Annotated in this window: 13 protein-coding genes; 12 read left to right on the top strand and 1 reads right to left on the bottom strand. The window is 70.0% G+C overall.

What is annotated here, in order from left to right; translation table 11 throughout:
- Position 1 precedes the first annotated feature (1 nt).
- The 8 genes from ASG05_RS08540 (at position 2) to csrA (ending at position 7,615) form a co-directional block, all read left to right on the top strand.
- Positions 2–619 (top strand): flagellar biosynthetic protein FliO, encoded by a 618-nt coding sequence (locus ASG05_RS08540; RefSeq protein WP_056259770.1) that lies wholly within the window; start codon positions 2–4, stop codon positions 617–619.
- Positions 616–1,662: a flagellar type III secretion system pore protein FliP gene (gene fliP, locus ASG05_RS08535; RefSeq protein WP_369814049.1), complete on the top strand. Its 1,047-nt coding sequence runs from the start codon at positions 616–618 to the stop codon at positions 1,660–1,662. Before ASG05_RS08540 ends, fliP begins: the two co-directional genes overlap by 4 nt.
- Positions 1,662–1,937, top strand: coding sequence for a flagellar biosynthesis protein FliQ (gene fliQ / locus ASG05_RS08530; RefSeq protein WP_056259768.1), 276 nt, complete (start codon positions 1,662–1,664; stop codon positions 1,935–1,937). The genes fliP and fliQ overlap by 1 nt, the downstream gene beginning before the upstream one ends.
- Positions 1,938–1,945: 8 nt before the next feature.
- Positions 1,946–2,698: a flagellar biosynthetic protein FliR gene (locus ASG05_RS08525; RefSeq protein ID WP_255354550.1), complete on the top strand. Its 753-nt coding sequence runs from the start codon at positions 1,946–1,948 to the stop codon at positions 2,696–2,698.
- A 1-nt stretch (position 2,699) separates the two neighbouring features.
- The gene (locus ASG05_RS08520) at positions 2,700–3,983 is read left to right on the top strand and encodes a flagellar biosynthesis protein FlhB (RefSeq protein WP_056259766.1); all 1,284 of its coding nucleotides are present in this window, start codon (positions 2,700–2,702) and stop codon (positions 3,981–3,983) included.
- Positions 3,980–6,031 carry a flagellar biosynthesis protein FlhA gene (locus ASG05_RS08515; RefSeq protein ID WP_056259764.1) on the top strand — a complete coding sequence of 684 codons (2,052 nt, stop codon included), beginning with the start codon at positions 3,980–3,982 and terminating at the stop codon, positions 6,029–6,031. The genes ASG05_RS08520 and ASG05_RS08515 overlap by 4 nt, the downstream gene beginning before the upstream one ends.
- A gap of 1 nt (position 6,032) precedes the next feature.
- On the top strand, positions 6,033–7,238 hold the full coding sequence (locus ASG05_RS08510; RefSeq protein ID WP_056259762.1) for a hypothetical protein: 1,206 nt from the start codon (positions 6,033–6,035) through the stop codon (positions 7,236–7,238).
- Between the two features lie 128 nt (positions 7,239–7,366).
- On the top strand, positions 7,367–7,615 hold the full coding sequence (gene csrA, locus ASG05_RS08505; RefSeq protein WP_043596512.1) for a carbon storage regulator CsrA: 249 nt from the start codon (positions 7,367–7,369) through the stop codon (positions 7,613–7,615).
- A 132-nt stretch (positions 7,616–7,747) separates the two neighbouring features.
- Here csrA and ASG05_RS08500 read toward each other — a convergent pair whose 3' ends face one another.
- The gene (locus ASG05_RS08500; RefSeq protein ID WP_056259760.1) at positions 7,748–8,605 is read right to left on the bottom strand and encodes a spermidine synthase; all 858 of its coding nucleotides are present in this window, start codon (positions 8,603–8,605) and stop codon (positions 7,748–7,750) included.
- A 320-nt stretch (positions 8,606–8,925) separates the two neighbouring features.
- Here ASG05_RS08500 and rpoB point away from each other — a divergent pair, with 320 nt between their 5' ends.
- The 4 genes from rpoB (at position 8,926) to ASG05_RS17005 (ending at position 20,295) form a co-directional block, all read left to right on the top strand.
- Positions 8,926–12,417, top strand: coding sequence for a DNA-directed RNA polymerase subunit beta (gene rpoB, locus ASG05_RS08495; RefSeq protein ID WP_056259758.1), 3,492 nt, complete (start codon positions 8,926–8,928; stop codon positions 12,415–12,417).
- Between the two features lie 49 nt (positions 12,418–12,466).
- Entirely contained in the window at positions 12,467–16,348 is a 3,882-nt protein-coding gene (locus ASG05_RS08490) for a DNA-directed RNA polymerase subunit beta' (RefSeq protein WP_056259757.1), read from the top strand.
- Between the two features lie 265 nt (positions 16,349–16,613).
- Positions 16,614–18,275 (top strand): GspE/PulE family protein, encoded by a 1,662-nt coding sequence (locus ASG05_RS08485; protein WP_056259755.1) that lies wholly within the window; start codon positions 16,614–16,616, stop codon positions 18,273–18,275.
- 46 nt (positions 18,276–18,321) lie between these two features.
- The gene (locus ASG05_RS17005) at positions 18,322–20,295 is read left to right on the top strand and encodes a PilT/PilU family type 4a pilus ATPase (RefSeq protein ID WP_304437632.1); all 1,974 of its coding nucleotides are present in this window, start codon (positions 18,322–18,324) and stop codon (positions 20,293–20,295) included.
- Positions 20,296–20,568 lie beyond the last annotated feature (273 nt).

Below are 20,568 nucleotides of genomic sequence, written 5' to 3'. Positions count from 1 at the left end.
CGTGGACACCGTCGTCGTCGGCCTGCGGGTCGTCCTCTCGTTGGGCGTGGTCCTCGCCCTGCTCTGGGTGCTGCAGAAGCGCCTGGTGAAGGGCGGTCGTGCGGGCACCCGCGCCACGTCGCAGGTCTCGGTCGTCGCCCGTCAGGGCGTCGGGGCGAAGGCGAGCGTCGTCGTCGTCGACGTCGAGGGCGAGCGCCTGGTGCTCGGCGTCACCGAGTCGTCGGTGACCGTGCTGGCCGCGGCCGACCGTCCGGTCGACGCCGGTGCCCTCACGCTCGTCCCCGAGCCCCGCGTCGACGATGTCGCGCCCGAGGCCCAGGAGGCGCGGGTCACCCCGATCGCGCCCGTCGCCTTCGCGTCCGTCCTGTCGGCCGAGAGCGCCGCGGTCCGCGACGAGCTGCCGGCCCGTCACGTCGACGCGACCCCCCTCGACTCCACCCCCGCCGAACTGCTCCGCCCCCGCGGTGCCGCCCGTCGTGCCGCCGCCTCGCGGCCCCGCGACCTCGCCGAGCGCCGCAGCGGCCGCGGCCGTGCCGCGAAGTCGATCGAGGGCTCGATCCTGGCCCCCGACACGTGGCGCCAGGCGGCAGCGGCCCTCCGCAGCGGACGAGCCGGATGACCGGCCGTCGGTCGTCCGCCCCCTCGACCCGCCCCTCCTTCGCCGTCGCCCTGCGTCGGCTCGTCCGCCCGACGCTCCGCGACGGCCTGCACGGCGCCCCGCTCGGCCGCTCGGTGGTCGGCACGGCCCCGGTCCGCTTCGCCGAGACGCGCTTCGCCCGGGCGGTCGTCGTCACGCTGCTCGCCCTCGTCGTGGCGTCGGCCCTCGTCATGCTGATCGGTCAGCAGGCGAACGCCGCACCGGTCGCCCCGACGGCCCCCACCGCCCCCACGGCCCCGGCCACGGACGGCACCGGCACCGAGGGCACCACCGGCACGACGCCCACCGACTTCACCGAGACCGACCAGACGACGTCGGACGGCACGGGCACCGGCGGCCTGAACATCGACATCAACGGCCCCGACGGGGCACCCAGCCAGGCCGTCGTCACCCTGATCGGCATCACGCTGCTGAGCGTCGCCCCCGCGCTGCTGCTCATGATGACGTCGTTCACGAAGATCTTCGTGGTGCTCGCGATGACCCGCAACGCCCTCGCGCTGCCGTCGATCCCGCCGAACCAGGTGCTCGCCGGGCTGGCCCTGTTCTTGAGCCTGTTCATCATGGCTCCGATCCTGACCCACATCAACACGGACGCCGTGCAGCCCTACCTCGACGGCCGCCTCGACCTGCAGGGCGCGATCGACGCCGGCATCGCGCCGCTGCGCGAGTTCATGCTCGCCCACACCCGCGAAGAGGACCTCGCGCTGATGACCCGCTCAGCGGGCCAGCCGAACCCCGACAGCCAGGCCGACGTGCCTCTGCTGACGCTCATCCCGTCGTTCATGATCAGCGAGCTGCGCGCCGCGTTCATCATCGGCTTCGTCATCTTCATCCCTTTCCTCGTCATCGACCTCGTCGTCAGCGCCGCCCTCATGTCGATGGGCATGATGATGCTGCCCCCCGTGATGATCTCGCTGCCCTTCAAGATCCTGCTGTTCGTCCTCGTCGACGGCTGGGGACTCATCATCAAGAGCCTCATCGAGAGTTACCAGGTGGGTGCCTGATGGATTCCAACGCCGTCCTCGACCTCTCGATGCAGGCCCTCATCATCACGGGCAAGCTCGCCGCGCCCGTGCTGATCACCTCGCTCGTGGTGGGGTTCGCCATCTCGCTGCTGCAGTCGATCACGCAGATCCAGGAGGTCACGCTCTCGTTCGTGCCCAAGGCCGTCGCCGTGGGCATCGCCCTCGTCGTCTGCGGGCACTGGATGATCAGCGAGATGGTGTCGTTCACGACGACCGTCTTCGACCGCATCCCGCAGCTGCTCAGCGGCGGGTAGGGGCGACCGTGTCGTTCGACCTGAGCTGGCTCGAGGCCACGCTGCTCGCCGCCGTCCGCATGACCGCGTTCATCGTGGTCGCGCCTCCGTTCTCGTACCGGGCGTTCCCAGCGCGGGTGAAGGCGATGCTCGGCATCGGCCTGGCGCTCGCCGTCGCCCCCCGGGTCGCCCCCGGCTACGTCTCGCTCGAGACGGGCCCGTTCGTCATGGCGCTCGTCCTCGAGATCGTCGTCGGCGCCGTCCTGGGCTTCTTGGTGTTCGTCGCCTTCGCGGCGGTGCAGGCCGCCGGCAGCCTGATCGACCTCTTCGGCGGCTTCACGCTCGCCCAGGCGTTCGACCCGCAGTCGATGGTCAACGGCGCGCAGTTCACCCGGTTGTTCCAGATGACTGCGCTGGCACTGATGTTCGCGACCGGCGGCTACCAGCTGATCATCGGCGGGCTCACGCGCTCGTTCGACGCCGTCCCGCTCGGCCTCGGCATGGACCTCACCCGCCCGGTCGAACTGCTCACCACGGGCGTCAGCCAGCTCTTCCTCTCGACGATCCAGATCGCCGGGCCGCTCTGCGTCGTGCTGTTCCTCGCCGACGTCGGCCTCGGCCTGCTCTCGCGCGTCGCGCCCGCCCTCAACGCCTACGCGATGGGGTTCCCGCTCAAGATCCTGATGACGGTCATGCTGGCCGGCGGCGTGTTCCTCGCGCTGCCCGGCGTCGTGGCCTCGCTCACCGGCGACGCCGCCGACATGCTGCTGGGGGTGGGCTGACATGGCGGACGACTCCGGCGAGCGTTCAGAGGCCGCGACCGACAAGCGCATGAAAGAGGTCCACTCGAAGGGCCAGCTGTCCCGGTCGCAGGACCTCAGCGCCTGGGTGGGCGTCGGCGCGGCCGCCGTGATGATCCCGTCGACCATCGAGCGGGCCTCGTCGGCCGGAGTCGACCAGATCTTCTCGATCCGTCAGGCGATCGCGCACCCCGACTCGTCGACGGTCGTCACCGAGCTGATGCAGGGCGCCGGGTCGATGGCCGCCACGATCGGGCCGATGCTCGCGGTGGTCGGCGTGGCCGTTCTCGCCACCGCGATCGTGCAGGGCGGCGTCCACATCAAGCGCATGACCGGCAACTACGAGCAGTTCAACCTGCTCAACGGCCTGAAGAACACCTTCGGCACCCAGGCGCTCTGGAACGGCGCGAAGGCCCTCATCAAGACGACCGTCGTCGGCCTCGTGCTCTGGTTCGCGATCCAGGGCCTCATGCCCGTGCTGATGAGCGGCGGCGGGCTCAGCGTCTCGGCCGTGCTCGAGGAGGCCAAGGCAGGCACCGGCATCCTGATCAGGGCGGCGATCGCGGCCGGCCTGCTGCTCGCCTTCGCCGACGTCTTCGTCGTCATGCGTCGCAACCGCAAGAAGACGCGCATGACCAAGAAAGAGGTCAAGGACGAGAACAAGTCGAGCGACGGCGACCCCCTGGTCAAGTCGCAGCGGCGGTCCCGCCAGCTCGCGATGAGCCGCAACCGCATGATCGGGGCCATCGCCGACGCCGACGTCGTCATGGTCAACCCGACCGACTACGCCGTCGCCGTGAAGTACGAGCCCGGCAAGTCGGCCCCCCGCGTCGTCGCGAAGGGCGCCGGCACGGTCGCGGCCCGCATCCGCGAGCAGGCCACCGCCGACGGCGTGCCGCTCGTCGTCGACGTGCCCCTGACCCGCGCCCTGCACGCCGCCTGCGGCCTCGGCGACGAGATCCCGGTCGACCTCTACACGCCCGTGGCCCGCGTGCTCACCTTCGTCATGGCGCTCAAGGCCCGCGGCACGCTGACCGGCACGCACACCCCGCCCCGCGTCACGACGGCCGACGAGGTCGCCGGCGTCCTCGCCCCCGAGTCGCTCGAGGCCGACGCCGTGCCGCGCCGCATCCGCATCGCCCGCGAGGTCGCGACGGCCGCGACGGCCGCGACCGCCGCGGGCTCCGCGGGCTCCGCGACCTCCCGCACCGCGCCTCCCGCGCCCCCACGCTCCGTCCGCCCCGCCACCTCTGGAGGCACCCGATGAAGTCCACCCTGCCCAAGCTCGCCGTCCCGGTCGGCATCGTCGGCATCGTGCTGTTGCTCGTCGTGCCGGTGCCCGCACCGCTGCTCGACGTGCTGATCATCCTCAACATCCTGTTGGCGCTGGTGATCCTGCTGACCACGCTGTTCGTCAAGAAGCCGCTCGACTTCTCGGTGTTCCCGTCGCTGCTGCTCGTCGCGACGCTGTTCCGCCTCGGGCTGAACGTCGCGTCGACGCGGCTCGTGCTGGGCGACGGCTACGCGGGCGACGTCATCGCCGCGTTCGGCCACGTCGCGGTGAGCGGCTCGATCATCATCGGCTCGGTGATCTTCCTGATCCTGGTCGTGATCCAGTTCGTGGTCGTCACGAAGGGTGCCGAGCGCGTCGCCGAGGTGGGCGCGCGCTTCACCCTCGACGCCATGCCCGGCAAGCAGATGGCGATCGACGCCGACCTCAACGCCGGCCTGATCACCGACGAGGTCGCCAAGCAGCGTCGCGCCGACGTCAGCGCCGAGGCCGACTTCTACGGTGCGATGGACGGCGCGTCGAAGTTCGTCAAGGGTGACGCCATCGCCGGCATCATCATCATCATCATCAACCTGGTCGGCGGCATCGCGATCGGCGCCCTGCAGAACGGCATGGCCATCGGCGACGCCCTGTCGCACTACGGCCTGCTCACCATCGGCGACGGCCTGACCACCCAGATCCCCGCCCTGCTGATGGCCGTCTCGACCGGCATGATCGTCACCCGCTCGGGCGCCGACACCGAGATGGGCGCACAGGCCGCGTCGCAGCTCGGCCAGTCGCGCATCGCGCTCGCCGTCGCCGGCGTCGCCGCGATCGGCATGGGGTTCATCCCCGGCATGCCGATCGTCGCCTTCCTGCTGATCGGCGGCGGCTTGCTCGTCGTCGCGTACCGGCTCGGCGTGGCCGCCAAGGCCGAGGAGGCGCGCGCGGCCCTCGCAGAACAGCAGGCGGCGGTCGTCGCCCCCACCGACACCACCGACGACCTGCTCGAGCAGATGCGGGTGCACGCCCTCGAGATCCTGCTGGCGCCCGACCTGGTCGACATGGTCGGCGGCGGCTCGGACGACCTGCTCGGTCGCGTCAAGGCGCTGCGCCGCAAGATCGCCGTCGACCTCGGCATCGTCGTGCCGCCGGTCCGCACCCGCGACAGCGTCGACCTGCCGCCCGCGACGTACTCCATCCGAATCGCGGGCGTCGAGGCCGGCCGCGGCCAGGCCCCGGCCCGCTCGGTGCTCGCCCTCGGCGACCAGCTCGACGGGCTGCCCGGCACCGCGACCGTCGAACCCGTCTTCGGCCTGGCCGGCAAGTGGGTGCCCGCCGAGATGCGGCACAGCGCCGAGATGACCGGCGCGACCGTGATCGACCGCGTCTCGGTGCTCGTCACCCACCTGTCGTCGATCATCGCCGACAACGCCGCCCGACTGCTGACCCGCGAGGACGTCCGCGTGCTCACCGAGGGCGTCAAGCAGGTCAACGCACCCGCCGTCGACGACCTCGTGCCGAACATGCTCTCGCTCGCCGAGCTGCAGCGCGTCCTGCAGGGGCTGCTCGCCGAGCGCATCCCGATCAACGACCTCGCCCGCATCTGCGAGGGGCTGACGCTGCGGGCCAAGGTGTCGACCGACCCGGAGGGACTCGTCGAGGCGGCCCGCGCCTCCTTGGGCCCCGCGCTCACGGCGCAGTACCTCGACGGGCGCGTGCTGCGGGTCATCATGATCGACCCGACCCTCGAGCAGTCGATGCTCGAGGGGTTGCGGCCGAGCGACCAGGGCACCCAGATCCTGCTCGACGGCCACCGGGTCGAGCAGGTGCTCGGCTCGCTGCGCGAGGCCGTGCAGGCGGTCGAGGCGCAGGGGCTCGGCGCGGTGCTGGTCTGCGCGCCGGCGCTGCGACCGGCGATCCACCGGCTCGTCTCGGCCCAGCAGAACGGCCTGCCCGTGCTCTCGTACCAGGAGGCCACCGCCGCCGGGTCGACCATCGAGACCGTCGGCGTCGTCCGCGCGACCGACTCGATCGTGGCCTGAGATGGCGACCACGATCGTCATGACCGGCGACTCGCTCGACGAGCTGCGCCGCGAGGTGCGGGCGACCCACGGCGCCTCGGCGCGCATCGTCGCCGCCCAGAAGGTCACCGTCGGGGGAGTCGCCGGCTTCTTCGCCCGCAAGCACTACGAGGTCACCGTCGAGGTGCCCGACCCCGCGATCGACCTGCCCGTCGCCCGCGTGCGCATCACGACGCCGGTGCCGGCCGAACGCGCGGGCATCGCGGCGCTGCTGGCCTCGGCCGACGAGGCCGAGGACGCCCTGCGGTCGGGCACGCCCGTGCCGCGGGCCGCGTGGTCGGCGTCGATGGCCCCCGGTGACGCGGTCGCCTCGAGCACCCCGGTGCGTGACGGGTTCGACGACGTGCTGACCGGGTCGGCCGCGCCGGTGAGCCCCCGTCGGGCCGCCCGGGCGGCCGCTGCGGCGGGCGGGGGCGCTGCCTCGGCGGCGGCGACCGCCTCGACGGCCTCGGCGGCGACCGCAGGAGGTGCGGTGCCGGTCGCGCCCCCGGTCGACGTGTCGACGCGCACCGACGCCTTCGCCTCGATCATGGACGACCTCACCTTCAACGGCATCGCGCCGGCGGCCGGTGCTGCCGGTGCTGCCGCCGGTGCCGCGGGCGCCTCCGCCTTCGCCGACGGTGACGCCGCCGACCCCGACGCGCCGTACGGGGCCGCTCCCCGCCGCACGGCCGCCTCGCTCGCGGCCGCCGCCGACGCCCTCGCCGCGCAGGCCCGGGCCGTGGCCACCCCGGGCGTGCCGCCCGCCCCCGACGTGTCGCGCGGGGCAGGCGACCTCGTCGTCGTGGTCGGTCGCCCCGGCGACGCGTTCCGCGTGGCCGCCCAGATGGCGTCGACCTTCGGACTCCGGTCGGTCGACGTGTCCGACCGTCGCAGCGGCATCCTGGCCCGGGCGACCGGCGTGCACGAGAACTCGGCCGTCGTGACGGCCCTCGCCTGGGACGCCGCGGCCCCCGCCACCCTCGAGGCGATCGCCGCCGACCAGGTCTGGGTCGCGGTCGACGTCGGACGCAAGCACGACGACACGGCCCGCTGGGTCGAGGCCGTCCGCGCGGTCGCGCCCGTGGCGGCGGCCGCGGTGGTCGGCGAGGACGACACGGCGACCCCGGGCACGGTGCACCTGCTCGGCGTGCCGGTGGGCTGGCGCGAAGGAGGCGCGGGCCGCTGAGCCGCGCCTCCTGCGGTCGCCGTCCTGCCGCGGTGGTGCCCCGTGGCCGCCGCCTCCTCGTGGTCGCCGACCCGCGCCTCCTGCCTGTCGTCGCGACCGGACGGCCCCGCGCTCAGTAAGCTGGCCCGATGCTGGTGCTGACACGCAAGGTCGGAGAACGCATCGTGATCGGCGACGACATCGTCATCACGGTGCTCGACTCCCGTGGCGACGGCGTGCGCATCGGCATCGACGCGCCCCGCGGCGTGAAGATCCAGCGCGAAGAGGTCATCAAGGCCGTGACCGAGGCCAACGTGGAGGCGGCGAAGGCCCCCGACGACGCCGAGGCCCGCCTGCGCGCCGCCCTCGGCGCCCCCGCGCCCCGCGCCGACCAGTAGGACCGCACTCGTCGCATGGGCCCGGTCGGACCGTGACGCCGCCACGCCGCCACGAAATGAACACACCGCCACCCTTTTGCGTGGCGTCGTACCCACATCGTGGCGGGATGCGGCAAACAGGCCGCGCCCCGGTCAGCGCGCCCCGAACACGCTCCGCGACGGCTCGGGCGACGGCACGGCCGTGGCGTCGGTGACGACGGGCGCCCCGGCGACGAAGTCGCGCAGCTCGCGGCCGTGGACGACCTTCGCCGGCAGCGGGTCCGACGAGTAGAGCCGCGGCATGCGGTCGGTCGGCAGCGGCGACGGCGACCCGATCAGGACGACGTTGCCGAAGCGGCGGCCCTTGAGCGTGGCCGGGTCGGCGACGGCGACGACGTGCTCGAAGACGGTGGCGAGGGTCGACGCCTGCCCCCGGGCGAAGGCCAGGCCGGCGCCGTCGGCCGAGTTGACGATGAGCATGCCGGTCGGCGACAGGAACTCGGCCGCCGCCGTGTAGAACTCGAGCGACGTCACGTGCGCGGGGATCTGCGAGCCCCCGAACACGTCGACGATCAGCAGGTCGACCGTGCCACGCAGCCCGGCGGGCAACTTCACCATGACCTCGCGGGCGTCGCCGTAGCGCACCCGGATCGAGGCCCCGCGCGGCAGCGGCAGCGTCTCGCGCACCAGGGCCACGAGGTCGGCCTCGAGCTCGATCACCTGCTGGCGCGAGCCCGGCCGGGTGGCCTCGACGTAGCGCGGCAGGGTCAGCGCGCCCGCCCCGAGGTGCAGCGCCGTCACCGGCCCCTCGGGCAGCAGGTCGACGGCGTGGCCGATGCGTCGGACGTACTCGAACGCCAGGTGCGTCGGGTCGTCGAGGTCGACGTGCGACTGGGGCGTGCCGTCGACGACGAGCGTGTACGAGCCCGGCCGGTGTCGGTCCTCGTCCACGCGGGCGAGGCCCGCCTCGATCGAGATCTCGACGGGCGGTTCGTCGTGCTGTGCGGCCATGCGTCCAGCCTCCCATCACCCGGACCAGGAGGCGCGCGCGGTCCCGCATCCCGAGGAATGCCTGTGCATGCGCCCGGGTTATACCGAAGCTCGAGCGAAAGGTCAACGACAGGGCTTGCCAGGCGTGTCCGGGGCGACCTAGTATGGACCTTTGCGCTCCCCGTGCGTCCTGTCGTCATATTGCGGTCGACAACGTCTCGAGACACCCACCCCCGAATATGACGGCGGGGTGGATGGTGTCCGCCGGGTAGGGCCGTTCACACACTCACCACATACTGTCCGACAGTGATGACCCGACGGGGTCCACGGAGGTTACTTCCTTGGCTGCTGCGAACAACGCATCCACCAATTCACCCAAGAACGGTCGCAACGCATCGCGGCTCTCGTTCGCCAAGATCACCGACACGCTGACGGTCCCCGACCTGCTCGCGCTGCAGACCGAGAGCTTCGACTGGCTCGTCGGCAACGACATCTGGAAGGACCGCCTCGCCGAGGCGACCGAGCAGGGTCGCACCGACCTGGCCCTCCACTCGGGCCTGGAAGAGATCTTCGAAGAGATCTCGCCGATCGAAGACCTCGGCGAGACCATGCAGCTCTCGTTCACGGCTCCCGAGCTCGAAGAGCCCAAGTACACGATCGACGAGTGCAAAGAGCGTGGCAAGACCTACGCCGCGCCGCTCTACGTGAACGCCGAGTTCATGAACCACCTCACCGGTGAGATCAAGACCCAGACGGTCTTCATGGGCGACTTCCCGCTCATGACCGAGCGGGGCACGTTCATCATCAACGGCACCGAGCGTGTCGTCGTCTCGCAGCTCGTCCGCAGCCCGGGCGTCTACTTCGAGCGCGCCTCCGACAAGACCAGCGACAAGGACATCTACTCGGCTCGCGTCATCCCGAGCCGTGGTGCCTGGCTCGAGTTCGAGATCGACAAGCGCGACCAGGTCGGCGTGCGCATCGACCGCAAGCGCAAGCAGAGCGTCACCGTCTTCCTCAAGGCCCTCGGCCTGACGAGCGAAGAGATCATGGAGGAGTTCAAGGGCTTCGCCTCGATCGAGGCGACCCTCGAGAAGGACGCCATCCTCACCAAAGAAGAGGCGCTCAAGGACATCTACCGCAAGCTGCGCCCGGGCGAGCAGGTCGCTGCCGAGGCCGCGCGTGCGCTCCTCGACAACTTCTACTTCAACCACAAGCGCTACGACCTGGCCAAGGTGGGTCGTTACAAGATCAACCGCAAGCTCGGCATCGACGCGCCGCTCGGCGACTCGGTCCTGACCGTCGACGACATCGTCGCGACGATCAAGTACCTCGTGTCGCTGCACGCCGAAGAGAAGTCGATGGACGGCACGCGCGACGGCGAGCCCGTCCAGCTGCGCCTCGACGTCGACGACATCGACCACTTCGGCAACCGTCGCATCCGCGCGGTCGGCGAGCTGATCCAGAACCAGGTCCGCACCGGCCTGTCGCGCATGGAGCGCGTCGTCCGCGAGCGCATGACCACGCAAGACATCGAGGCGATCACGCCGCAGACCCTGATCAACGTGCGCCCCGTCGTCGCCGCGATCAAGGAGTTCTTCGGTACGTCGCAGCTGTCGCAGTTCATGGACCAGAACAACCCGCTGTCGGGTCTGACGCACAAGCGTCGCCTCAGCGCGCTCGGCCCGGGTGGTCTGTCGCGTGAGCGTGCCGGCGTCGAGGTCCGCGACGTCCACCCCTCGCACTACGGCCGCATGTGCCCGATCGAGACCCCTGAAGGCCCGAACATCGGTCTGATCGGTTCGCTGGCGTCGTTCGCCCGCATCAACTCGTTCGGCTTCATCGAGACGCCGTACCGTCGCGTGGAGAAGGGCAACGTCACCACGACGATCGACTACCTCACCGCCTCCGAAGAGGACGACTACGTCGTCGCCCAGGCGAACGCGCCCCTGAACGACGCCTTCGACTTCGTCGACGACAAGGTGCTCGTCCGCAAGAAGGGCGGCGAGGTCGAGCTCGTCGACAAGGCCGAGGTCGACTACATGGACGTCTCGCCGCGCCAGATGGTGTCGGTGGCCACGTCGCTGATCCCGTTCCTCGAGCACGACGACGCGAACCGCGCCCTGATGGGTGCCAACATGCAGCGTCAGGCCGTCCCGCTCGTCCGCAGCGAGAGCCCCCTCGTCGGCACCGGCATGGAGGGCTACACCGCGATCGACGCCGGTGACGTCGTCACCGCCGACGCCGCGGGCGTGGTCTCCGAGGTGTCGGCCGACGTCGTCACCGTGCAGCTCGACGAAGGCGGCACGCAGGACTACTACCTGCGCAAGTTCGACCGTTCGAACCAGGGTGCGAGCTACAACCACCGCGTGATCGTCGACGCCGGCCAGCGGGTCGAGGTCGGCGAGGTCATCGCCGACGGTCCCGCGACCGAGAACGGCGAGCTCGCGCTCGGCAAGAACCTGCTCGTCGCGTTCATGCCGTGGGAGGGCTACAACTACGAGGACGCGATGATCCTGTCGCAGAACCTCGTGAAGGACGACACGCTCTCGTCGATCCACATCGAGGAGTACGAAGTCGACGCCCGCGACACGAAGCTCGGCAAGGAGGAGATCACCCGTGACCTCCCCAACGTCAGCCCCGATCTGCTGGCCGACCTCGACGAGCGCGGCATCATCCGCATCGGCGCCGAGGTGCGCCCCGGCGACATCCTCGTCGGCAAGGTCACGCCCAAGGGCGAGACCGAGCTCAGTGCCGAAGAGCGCCTGCTGCGTGCGATCTTCAACGAGAAGAGCCGCGAGGTCCGCGACACGTCCCTGAAGGTGCCCCACGGCGAGCAAGGAACGGTCATCGGCGTCAAGGTGTTCGACTCGCAGGACGGCGACGACGAGCTCGGCTCGGGCGTGAACCAGCGCGTGGTCGTGTTCATCGCCCAGAAGCGCAAGATCACCGCGGGTGACAAGCTCGCCGGTCGTCACGGCAACAAGGGCGTCATCTCGACGATCCTCCCCGTCGAGGACATGCCCTTCCTCGCCGACGGCACCCCCGTCGACATCATCCTCAACCCGCTCGGCGTGCCCGGCCGCATGAACTTCGGCCAGGTGCTCGAGATCCACCTCGGGTGGATCGCCGCGCAGGGCTGGAACGTCGAGGGCATCCAGGAGTGGGCGAAGAACCTGCCGGAAGAGGCGCTCAGCGCCGCTCCCGGCACGAAGGTCGCCACCCCGGTGTTCGACGGTGCCGCCGAGCGCGAGATCGAGGGTCTGCTCGACTCGACCCTGCCGACCCGCGACGGTGAGCGCCTGATCGGTTCGTCCGGCAAGGCGCGCCTGTTCGACGGTCGCTCGGGTGAGCCGTTCCCGAACCCGATCTCGGTCGGTTACATGTACATCCTGAAGCTGCACCACCTCGTCGACGACAAGATCCACGCGCGTTCGACGGGCCCGTACTCGATGATCACGCAGCAGCCGCTGGGTGGTAAAGCACAGTTCGGTGGTCAGCGCTTCGGCGAGATGGAGGTCTGGGCCCTCGAGGCCTACGGCGCCGCGTACGCGCTGCAAGAGCTCCTGACCATCAAGTCGGACGACATCCTCGGCCGCGTGAAGGTGTACGAAGCCATCGTCAAGGGCGAGAACATCCAGGAGCCCGGCATCCCCGAGAGCTTCAAGGTCCTCATCAAAGAGATGCAGTCGCTCTGCTTGAACGTCGAGGTCCTCTCGGCCGACGGCCAGACGGTCAGCCTGCGCGACACGGACGACGAGGTCTTCCGTGCCGCCGAAGAGCTCGGCATCAACATCTCCTCCCGCTTCGAATCGTCGAACGTCGACGAGATCTAAGCCCCCTTCCCACAACGACACGTCGATACATCTGACAAGGGATTAAATTTTGATCGAAGCAACAACTTTCGACGAGCTGCGGATCGGCCTCGCCACTGCCGAGAACATCCGTGCCTGGTCGCACGGTGAGGTCAAGAAGCCGGAGACCATCAACTACCGCACGCTGAAGCCCGAGAAGGACGGCCTCTTCGGAGAGCAGATCTTCGGGCCCTCGCGTGACTGGGAGTGCGCGTGCGGCAAGTACAAGCGCGTCCGCTTCAAGGGCATCGTCTGCGAGCGCTGCGGCGTCGAGGTCACCAAGTCGTCCGTGCGTCGTGAGCGCATGGGCCACATCGAGCTCGCCGCCCCCGTCACGCACATCTGGTACTTCAAGGGCGTCCCCTCGCGCTTGGGCTACCTGCTCGACATGGCCCCGAAAGACCTGGAGAAGGTCATCTACTTCGCGGCCTACATGGTCATCTCGATCGACGAAGAGGGCCGTCACGCCGACATGCCCGGGCTCGAGAACGAGCTCCGCCTCGAGATCAAGCAGCTCGAGTCGCAGCGCGACACGCGCATCGCCGACCGCCTGAAGAAGCTCGAGGACGACCTGGCCGTCCTCGAGGAAGAAGGCGCGAAGAGCGACCAGAAGCGTCGTGCGAAGGACGGCGCCGAGAAAGAGATGTCGCAGACCCGCAAGTCGTTCGACGAGGACATCAACCGCCTCGAGCGCGTGTGGGAGGACTTCCGCAACCTCAAGGTCGGCGACCTCAAGCCCGAGGACGCCGTCTTCCACGAGCTGCAGGACCGCTTCGGCATCTACTTCGAGGCCCACATGGGCGCCGAGGCGATCAAGAAGCGCCTCGAGGCCTTCGACCTCACCACCGAGGCCGAGAACCTCCACCTGCAGATCTCCGAGGGCAAGGGTCAGAAGAAGATCCGCGCCATCAAGCGCCTGCGCGTCGTCAGCTCGTTCCTGGCCACCGGCAACTCGCCGGCCGCCATGGTCCTCGACGTCGTCCCGGTCATCCCGCCCGAGCTGCGCCCGATGGTGCAGCTGGACGGTGGCCGCTTCGCGACCAGCGACCTGAACGACCTCTACCGTCGCGTGATCAACCGCAACAACCGCCTCCGTCGCCTGCTCGACCTCGGTGCCCCCGAGATCATCGTGAACAACGAGAAGCGCATGCTGCAAGAGGCCGTCGACGCCCTGTTCGACAACGGTCGTCGTGGTCGCCCCGTCACCGGTACCGGCAACCGCGCCCTGAAGTCCCTGAGCGACATGCTCAAGGGAAAGCAGGGTCGCTTCCGCCAGAACCTGCTCGGCAAGCGCGTCGACTACTCGGGTCGTTCGGTCATCATCGTCGGCCCGACGCTGAAGCTGCACCAGTGCGGTCTGCCCAAGCAGATGGCCCTCGAGCTCTTCAAGCCGTTCGTCATCAAGCGCCTGATCGACCTGAGCCACGCTCAGAACATCAAGTCGGCCAAGCGCATGGTCGAGCGTTCGCGCCCGCAGGTCTGGGACGTCCTCGAAGAGATCATCCGTGAGCGCCCCGTGCTGCTGAACCGTGCACCCACCCTGCACCGTCTCGGCATCCAGGCGTTCGAGCCCCAGCTGGTCGAGGGCAAGGCCATCCAGCTGCACCCGCTCGTCTGCGCGGCGTTCAACGCCGACTTCGACGGTGACCAGATGGCCGTGCACCTGCCGCTGTCCGTCGAGGCCCAGGCCGAGGCGCGCATCCTGATGCTCGCGTCGAACAACATCCTGAAGCCGTCCGACGGTCGTCCGGTGACCCTGCCCGCACAGGACATGATCATCGGCCTGCACTACCTCACGACGGTCACCGAGGGTGCCGAGGGCGAAGGCCGTGCCTTCTCGTCGGTCGCCGAGGCGATCCTCGCGAAGGACCAGGGCTCGCTCGACCTCAACGCGATGGTCAAGATCCGCATGAACGGCGTGCACTTCGCCGAGGGCGAGGCTCCCGAGGGCTACGAGGTCGGGCAGGACATCCTGCTCGAGACGACCCTCGGTCGCGCGCTCTTCAACGAGAACCTGCCGGCGGACTACCCGTTCGTGCAGCAGGTGACCGACAAGGGCATGCTCTCGACGATCGTCAACGACCTCGCCGAGCGCTACCCGAAGGTCGCCGTCGCGGCAGCCCTCGACAACATCAAGGACGCGGGCTTCTACTGGGCCTCGCGTTCGGGTGTCACCGTGGCGCTGTCCGACGTGCTCACGCCTCCCCGCAAGCCCGAGATCGTCGCGGGCTACGAGAAGCAGGCCGCGGCGGTGCAGTCCGAGTTCGACAAGGGCCTCATCTCCGACGCCGAGCGTCGTGCCGACCTGATCAAGATCTGGACGGAGGCCACGAACGAGGTCGCCGCCGAGATGCGGTCGAACTTCCCGGTCGACAACACCATCAACCGCATGGTGACGTCGGGTGCTCGTGGTAACTGGCTGCAGGTGCGCAACATCGCCGGCATGCGAGGCCTGGTGAACAACCCGAAGGGTGACATCATCCCCCGCCCGATCATCTCGTCGTACCGCGAGGGTCTGTCGGTGGCCGAGTACTTCATCGCGACGCACGGTGCCCGCAAGGGTCTGGCCGACACGGCCCTCCGTACGGCCGACTCGGGGTACCTGACCCGTCGTCTCGTCGACGTGTCGCAGGACGTCATCATCCGTGAAGACGACTGTGGCACCTCGCGTGGCCTCGAGATGCCGATCGCCGCACCCGACGTCAACGGCGTCATGGTGCGCGACGCGACCGTCGAGAACACCGTGTTCGCACGGTCGCTCGCGGCAGCCGCGGTCGACGCCAAGGGCACGGTGCTGGCCGAGGCCGGCGCCGACGTCGGAGACGTGCTGATCGACGAGCTCGTGGCAGCAGGCGTCGAGACCATCAAGGTCCGATCCGTCCTCACCTGCGAGGCCGCCGTCGGCGTCTGCGCCCAGTGCTACGGCCGTTCGCTGGCCACCGGCAACCTGGTCGACATCGGTGAGGCCGTCGGCATCATCGCGGCCCAGTCGATCGGTGAGCCCGGCACGCAGCTGACCATGCGCACCTTCCACACCGGTGGTTCGGCCTCGGCCGACGACATCACGCAGGGTCTGCCCCGCGTGACCGAGCTGTTCGAGGCCCGTACCCCCAAGGGTGCGTCCCCGATCGCCGACTCGGCCGGTCGCATCACGATCGAAGACACCGACAAGGCTCGCCGCGTCATCCTGCAGCCCGACAACGGCGACGAAGAAGTGATCTACCCCGTGCTCAAGCGTTCGACCCTCCTCGTCGAGGACGGTCAGCACGTCGAGCTCGGTGAGCAGATCATCGCCGGTGCGGTCGACCCGAAAGAGGTCCTCCGGGTCAAGGGCGTCCGCGCGGTGCAGCAGCACCTCGTGGGTGGCGTCCAGGACGTCTACCGCTCGCAGGGCGTGCCGATCCACGACAAGCACATCGAGGTCATCGTCCGTCAGATGCTCCGCAAGGTCACCGTCGTCGACCACGCCGACACCGACCTGCTGCCCGGTGAGCTCGTCGACCGGTCGAAGTACAACGAGATCAACCGTGCGGCACTGACCGAGGGCAAGCGGACCGCGTCCGCTCGTCAAGAGGTCATGGGCATCACGAAGGCCTCGCTGGCGACCGAGTCGTGGCTGTCGGCCGCGTCCTTCCAAGAGACGACCCGCGTCCTGACGCAGGCGGCGATGGAGGGCAAGAGCGACCCGCTGGTCGGTCTGAAGGAGAACGTCATCATCGGAAAGCTCATCCCCGCGGGCACCGGCCTGTCGCGTTACCGCGACGTGTCGGTCGAGGCGACGGAAGAGGCGAAGGCCGAGCGGTACCCCAACCGCGTCTTCACCGACGATGCGTCGTTCAACGAAGCCGACCTGAGCTTCGTGGACTTCGACTCGTTCTCGTCGGACGACTTCACGCCCGGCACCTACAACTGAGCGACTGAAGGAGGCGCGGTGAGGGTCTGACCCCCACCGCGCCTCCCGAAGGCCTCGCCTCGAAGGGCCCCGGCCCGCACCTCGTGCGGACCGGGGCCCTTCGTCGTGCCCCCGGTCGGCCTGCACCCCTTCGAGGGGCACCCGCTCTGGGACGTGTCGGCGACGACGCCCCGGCCGTAGCGTGAGGCAAGCTCGGTCCCGACCCCGAGCGTCGAACGGCCTCGTCGTCCTACCCCCGAGGCCCTGTACTTCCGAGGAGGTACGCGTGGCTTCCATGACCGAGATCCTGATCTTGCACGGGCTGTTGCCGATCGAGCAGCTCGACGTGATCCCGCGCGGCCCCGCCGAGGAGGAAGCCTCCATCCGCGACCTGCTGTCGCGAGGGGTCGTCACCGAGATGCAGGTCGCCCGCGCGCGGGCGACCGCAGCCGACCTGGACTTCGTCGAGCTGATCGACTACCCGGTGGACCGTTCGGCCGTGACGATGGTGCCCGCGGCCGTCTGCCGCCGCCACAAGGTGCTGCCGATCGGGGTGCGCGACGGCGCGCTGATCCTCGCCATGGAGGATCCGGGCGACGTGTTCGCCATCGACGACGTCCGCGCCGGCCTCCGCATGGGCGTCGACCCCGTCGTCGCCGAGAAGAACGACCTGCGCGCCGCGATCGACCGCTACCTGCGGGCCGACGACGAGCTGAACGACCTCACGTCGACCCTCGAAGAGGAGAAGGCGCACGAGACGACGGCCGACATCACGGACGGTCCCGACGACGACGTGCCCATCGTGCGCTTCGTCAACCTCCTCGTCAGCCAGGCCATCACCGACCACGCCTCGGACATCCACATCGAGCCGTCCGAGACCGACGTTCGCATCCGTTACCGCATCGACGGCGTGCTGCACGAGATGCAGCCGGCGCCGAAGGCGATCCAGAACGGCGTCATCTCGCGACTCAAGATCATGAGCGAGATCGACATCGCCGAGCGCCGCAAGCCGCAGGACGGCCGCATGTCGGTGCGCCACGGCGGGCGACAGATCGACCTGCGCGTGGCGACGCTGCCGACCGTGTGGGGCGAGAAGGTCGTCATGCGCATCCTCGACAACTCGAACACGTCGATGAGCCTGCGCGACCTCAACCTGCTCGAGCGCAACTTCGACGTCTACGCCGAGTCGTACTCGAAGCCGTACGGCATGATCCTCGTCACCGGCCCCACGGGTTCGGGCAAGTCGACGACGCTGTACACGACGCTGAACGCCGTGGCCCGCCCCGAGATCAACGTCATCACGGTCGAGGACCCGGTCGAGTACCGCATGAAGGGCATCAACCAGGTGCAGGTCAACCCCAAGGCGGGCCTGACCTTCGCGAGTGCGCTCCGCAGCATCCTGCGGTCCGATCCCGACGTCGTGCTGCTCGGCGAGATCCGTGACCACGAGACGGCCCAGATCGCCATCGAGGCGTCCCTCACCGGCCACCTCGTGTTGAGCACCCTGCACACCAACGACGCGCCGAGTGCCATCACCCGGCTCACCGAGATGGGCATCGAGCCGTTCCTGGTCGGGTCGGCGATCGACTGCGTCGTCGCCCAGCGCCTGGCGCGTCGGCTCTGCGACCGGTGCAAGACGCCCACGGCCTACTCGCCGCTGCAGCTCGCGCACCTGAAGTTCCGGGTCGAGCCCGATGAGAACCCGACGGTGTACCAGCCCGTCGGCTGCCAGCAGTGCTCCAACACCGGGTACCGCGGCCGCATCGCCCTGCACGAGGTGATGAGCGTCTCCGAAGACATCGAGCGGCTCGCGGTGAGCCGCGCGTCCAGCGCCGAGATCGGCCGGGTCGCCCGCGAGCAGGGCATGTTGAGCCTGCGTCAGGACGGCTGGGAGAAGGCCAAGCTCGGCCTCACCAGCGTCGAAGAGATCCTGCGGGTCGTCGCGTGACGCCTGCCTCCGGCCGAGTCCGGACCGACCACGAGGGGGCCCTCGCATGAGCGCTTCGATCTACGACATCCCCGACGACGCGGCCGCCGAGGCCGCCGCCCTGGCGGGCTGGACGCCCGGCCGCCCGGGCAACGAGGTGCGGTCGTCGACGACGGCCACCGCCACGGCGCCGACGACCACCCCGTCCGCCGCCTCGTCGTCGTTCCCGCCGGCCCCCGCCTCGCCCGGTGCCGTCGCCCCGTCGCCCGTCTACAGCCTCGACGGCGGCCAGGACCCGGTCATGGGCTGGACGCCCACCCGCGCGCCGTCCAGCCGTCGGGCCGCCCGCCTGGCCGAGGCGCTGGTCGACAAGGCCGCGCTCGCCGACCAGGAGGCCCTGCTCGTCCCCGACACCGGCCCGTCGCCCGTCCTGCCCCGCCCGTCGGCGGCCCCGTCGTCGGCCGCCGCGCCGTCCTCGGTGGCCGCTCCGGCGGCGACGGCCCCGGCGCCGCTCAGCCCGCCGCCCGCCGGCCACGTGCTGCCCTCGGCGACGCGACCCGGCTGGGTCGACCCCCGCTTCGACGACCCCATCCGCGCCTCCCGGGCTCAGGCCACCCCCACGCAGGAGGCGCGGGCCGGTTCCGCGACCGACCTCGCGTCCACGGCGTCCCCCGGCGCGGCCTCGGCGACGCCCGGCACGGCGGCCTCGCCGTTCGCCTCGGCCGGTGTCGTCTTCCCGTCGGCCGAGGTCGCACCGGCCAGCCCGACCGGAGCGTCGGCCTGGGACGCCCCGGCCCCGCAGCACGTCGCCGCCGACGCGCCGACCGCCGCGCTCACGACGCCGGAGCACACCGCCGACTTCCACGGCATCGAGCTGCACCGCCACCCGCGCGACCACGCGCACGCCGGCCTCGTCTCGGCGCTGATCCAGGTCGTGCTGCAGAACGCCTCCGACCTCCACGTCACGACCGACGCGATGCCGACGATCCGGGTCGACGGCGACCTGCGTCCCGCCCTGACCGGCGGCGCCGTGTGGGACGCGGCCATCGTGCGCACGGCGCTCGAGAGCCTGCTGACGCCCGAGCAGCAGCAGCGCTTCGACGACGAGCTCGAGCTCGACTTCGCGTACTCGCTCTCGGACGAGTCGCGGTTCCGCGTGAACTTCTACCAGCAGCGCGGCTCGCTGGGGGCGGCGTTCCGACTCATCCCGACCGAGATCAAGCAGCTCGGCGACCTGGGCGTGCCCGAGTCGGTGTCGACCTTCGCCAAGCTGCCGCGTGGCCTGGTGCTCGTCACGGGCCCCACGGGCTCGGGCAAGTCGACGACGCTCGCCGCCCTGATCGACCTGGTCAACCGCACGCGGGCCGACCACATCGTGACGGTCGAGGACCCGATCGAGTTCATGCACCAGCACAAGAAGTCGCTCGTCAACCAGCGCGAGGTCGGCCACGACACGCACAGCTTCGCGGCGGCGCTCAAGCACGTGCTGCGCCAGGACCCCGACGTCATCCTGATCGGCGAGCTCCGCGACCTCGAGACCATCTCGGTCGCGCTGACCGCCGCCGAGACCGGCCACCTCGTGTTCGCGACCCTGCACACGCAGAGCGCGGCGCAGACCATCGACCGCGTCATCGACGTGTTCCCGCCGTACCAGCAGGACCAGGTGCGGACGCAGCTCGCCTCGACGCTGCAGGGCGTCGTCTGCCAGACGCTGCTGCCCAAGGCGAGCGGCCGCGGCCGGGTCGTGGCGACCGAGATCATGATGATGACCCCCGCCATCGGCAACCTCGTGCGCGAGGGCAAGACGTACCAGATCGCCTCGTCGATGCAGGCGGGCCGTGACCTCGGCATGCACACCATGGACCAGAAGCTCGCCGACCTGGTGAACACCGGTGTGGTGACGCACAAGGCCGCCATGGAGAAGGTGCACGACCGTGAAGGGTTCGACCGCCTCGTGACGCGCGTGATCAACAAGTCCGAGAGCCAGGGCCTCGACAGCGGCATCGACTTCGGCGACTCGTTCTCGGGCGGGGCCGCCTGATGGCCGGGGCAGTCGCCTACGCCTACAAGGGGCGGGACGGGGCCGGCAAGGTCGTCAAGGGCAAGGTCGACGCCTCGAGCGAGGGCGCGGTCATCACCCGCCTGCGCACGATGGGCGTGCAGCCGATCTCGATCAGCGAGGCGGGCGCCGGCACGGGCCTGCAGCGCGAGGTGTCGATCCCCGGGCTCGGCGACCGCGCGGTCAAGATGAAGGACATCGCGGTCATGTCGCGCCAGATGGCGACCATGATCGGCTCGGGGCTGTCGCTGCTGC

This window comes from Frigoribacterium sp. Leaf186, assembly GCF_001423905.1.
In the GTDB taxonomy this organism is placed as follows: domain Bacteria; phylum Actinomycetota; class Actinomycetes; order Actinomycetales; family Microbacteriaceae; genus Frigoribacterium.
This window is presented reverse-complemented; position numbering and strand designations above follow the sequence as displayed.

Bases quoted from the DNA above. Each gene is read 5' to 3' on its own strand.
- ASG05_RS17005 (WP_304437632.1), top strand. From the start codon at position 18,322: ATGAGCGCTTCGATCTACGACATCCCCGACGACGCGGCCGCCGAGGCC.
- ASG05_RS08520 (WP_056259766.1), top strand. From the start codon at position 2,700: ATGGCGGACGACTCCGGCGAGCGTTCAGAGGCCGCGACCGACAAGCGC.
- fliQ (WP_056259768.1), top strand. From the start codon at position 1,662: ATGGATTCCAACGCCGTCCTCGACCTCTCGATGCAGGCCCTCATCATC.
- ASG05_RS08510 (WP_056259762.1), top strand. From the start codon at position 6,033: ATGGCGACCACGATCGTCATGACCGGCGACTCGCTCGACGAGCTGCGC.
- ASG05_RS08515 (WP_056259764.1), top strand. From the start codon at position 3,980: ATGAAGTCCACCCTGCCCAAGCTCGCCGTCCCGGTCGGCATCGTCGGC.
- csrA (WP_043596512.1), top strand. From the start codon at position 7,367: ATGCTGGTGCTGACACGCAAGGTCGGAGAACGCATCGTGATCGGCGAC.
- fliP (WP_369814049.1), top strand. From the start codon at position 616: ATGACCGGCCGTCGGTCGTCCGCCCCCTCGACCCGCCCCTCCTTCGCC.
- ASG05_RS08500 (WP_056259760.1), bottom strand. From the start codon at position 8,605: ATGGCCGCACAGCACGACGAACCGCCCGTCGAGATCTCGATCGAGGCG.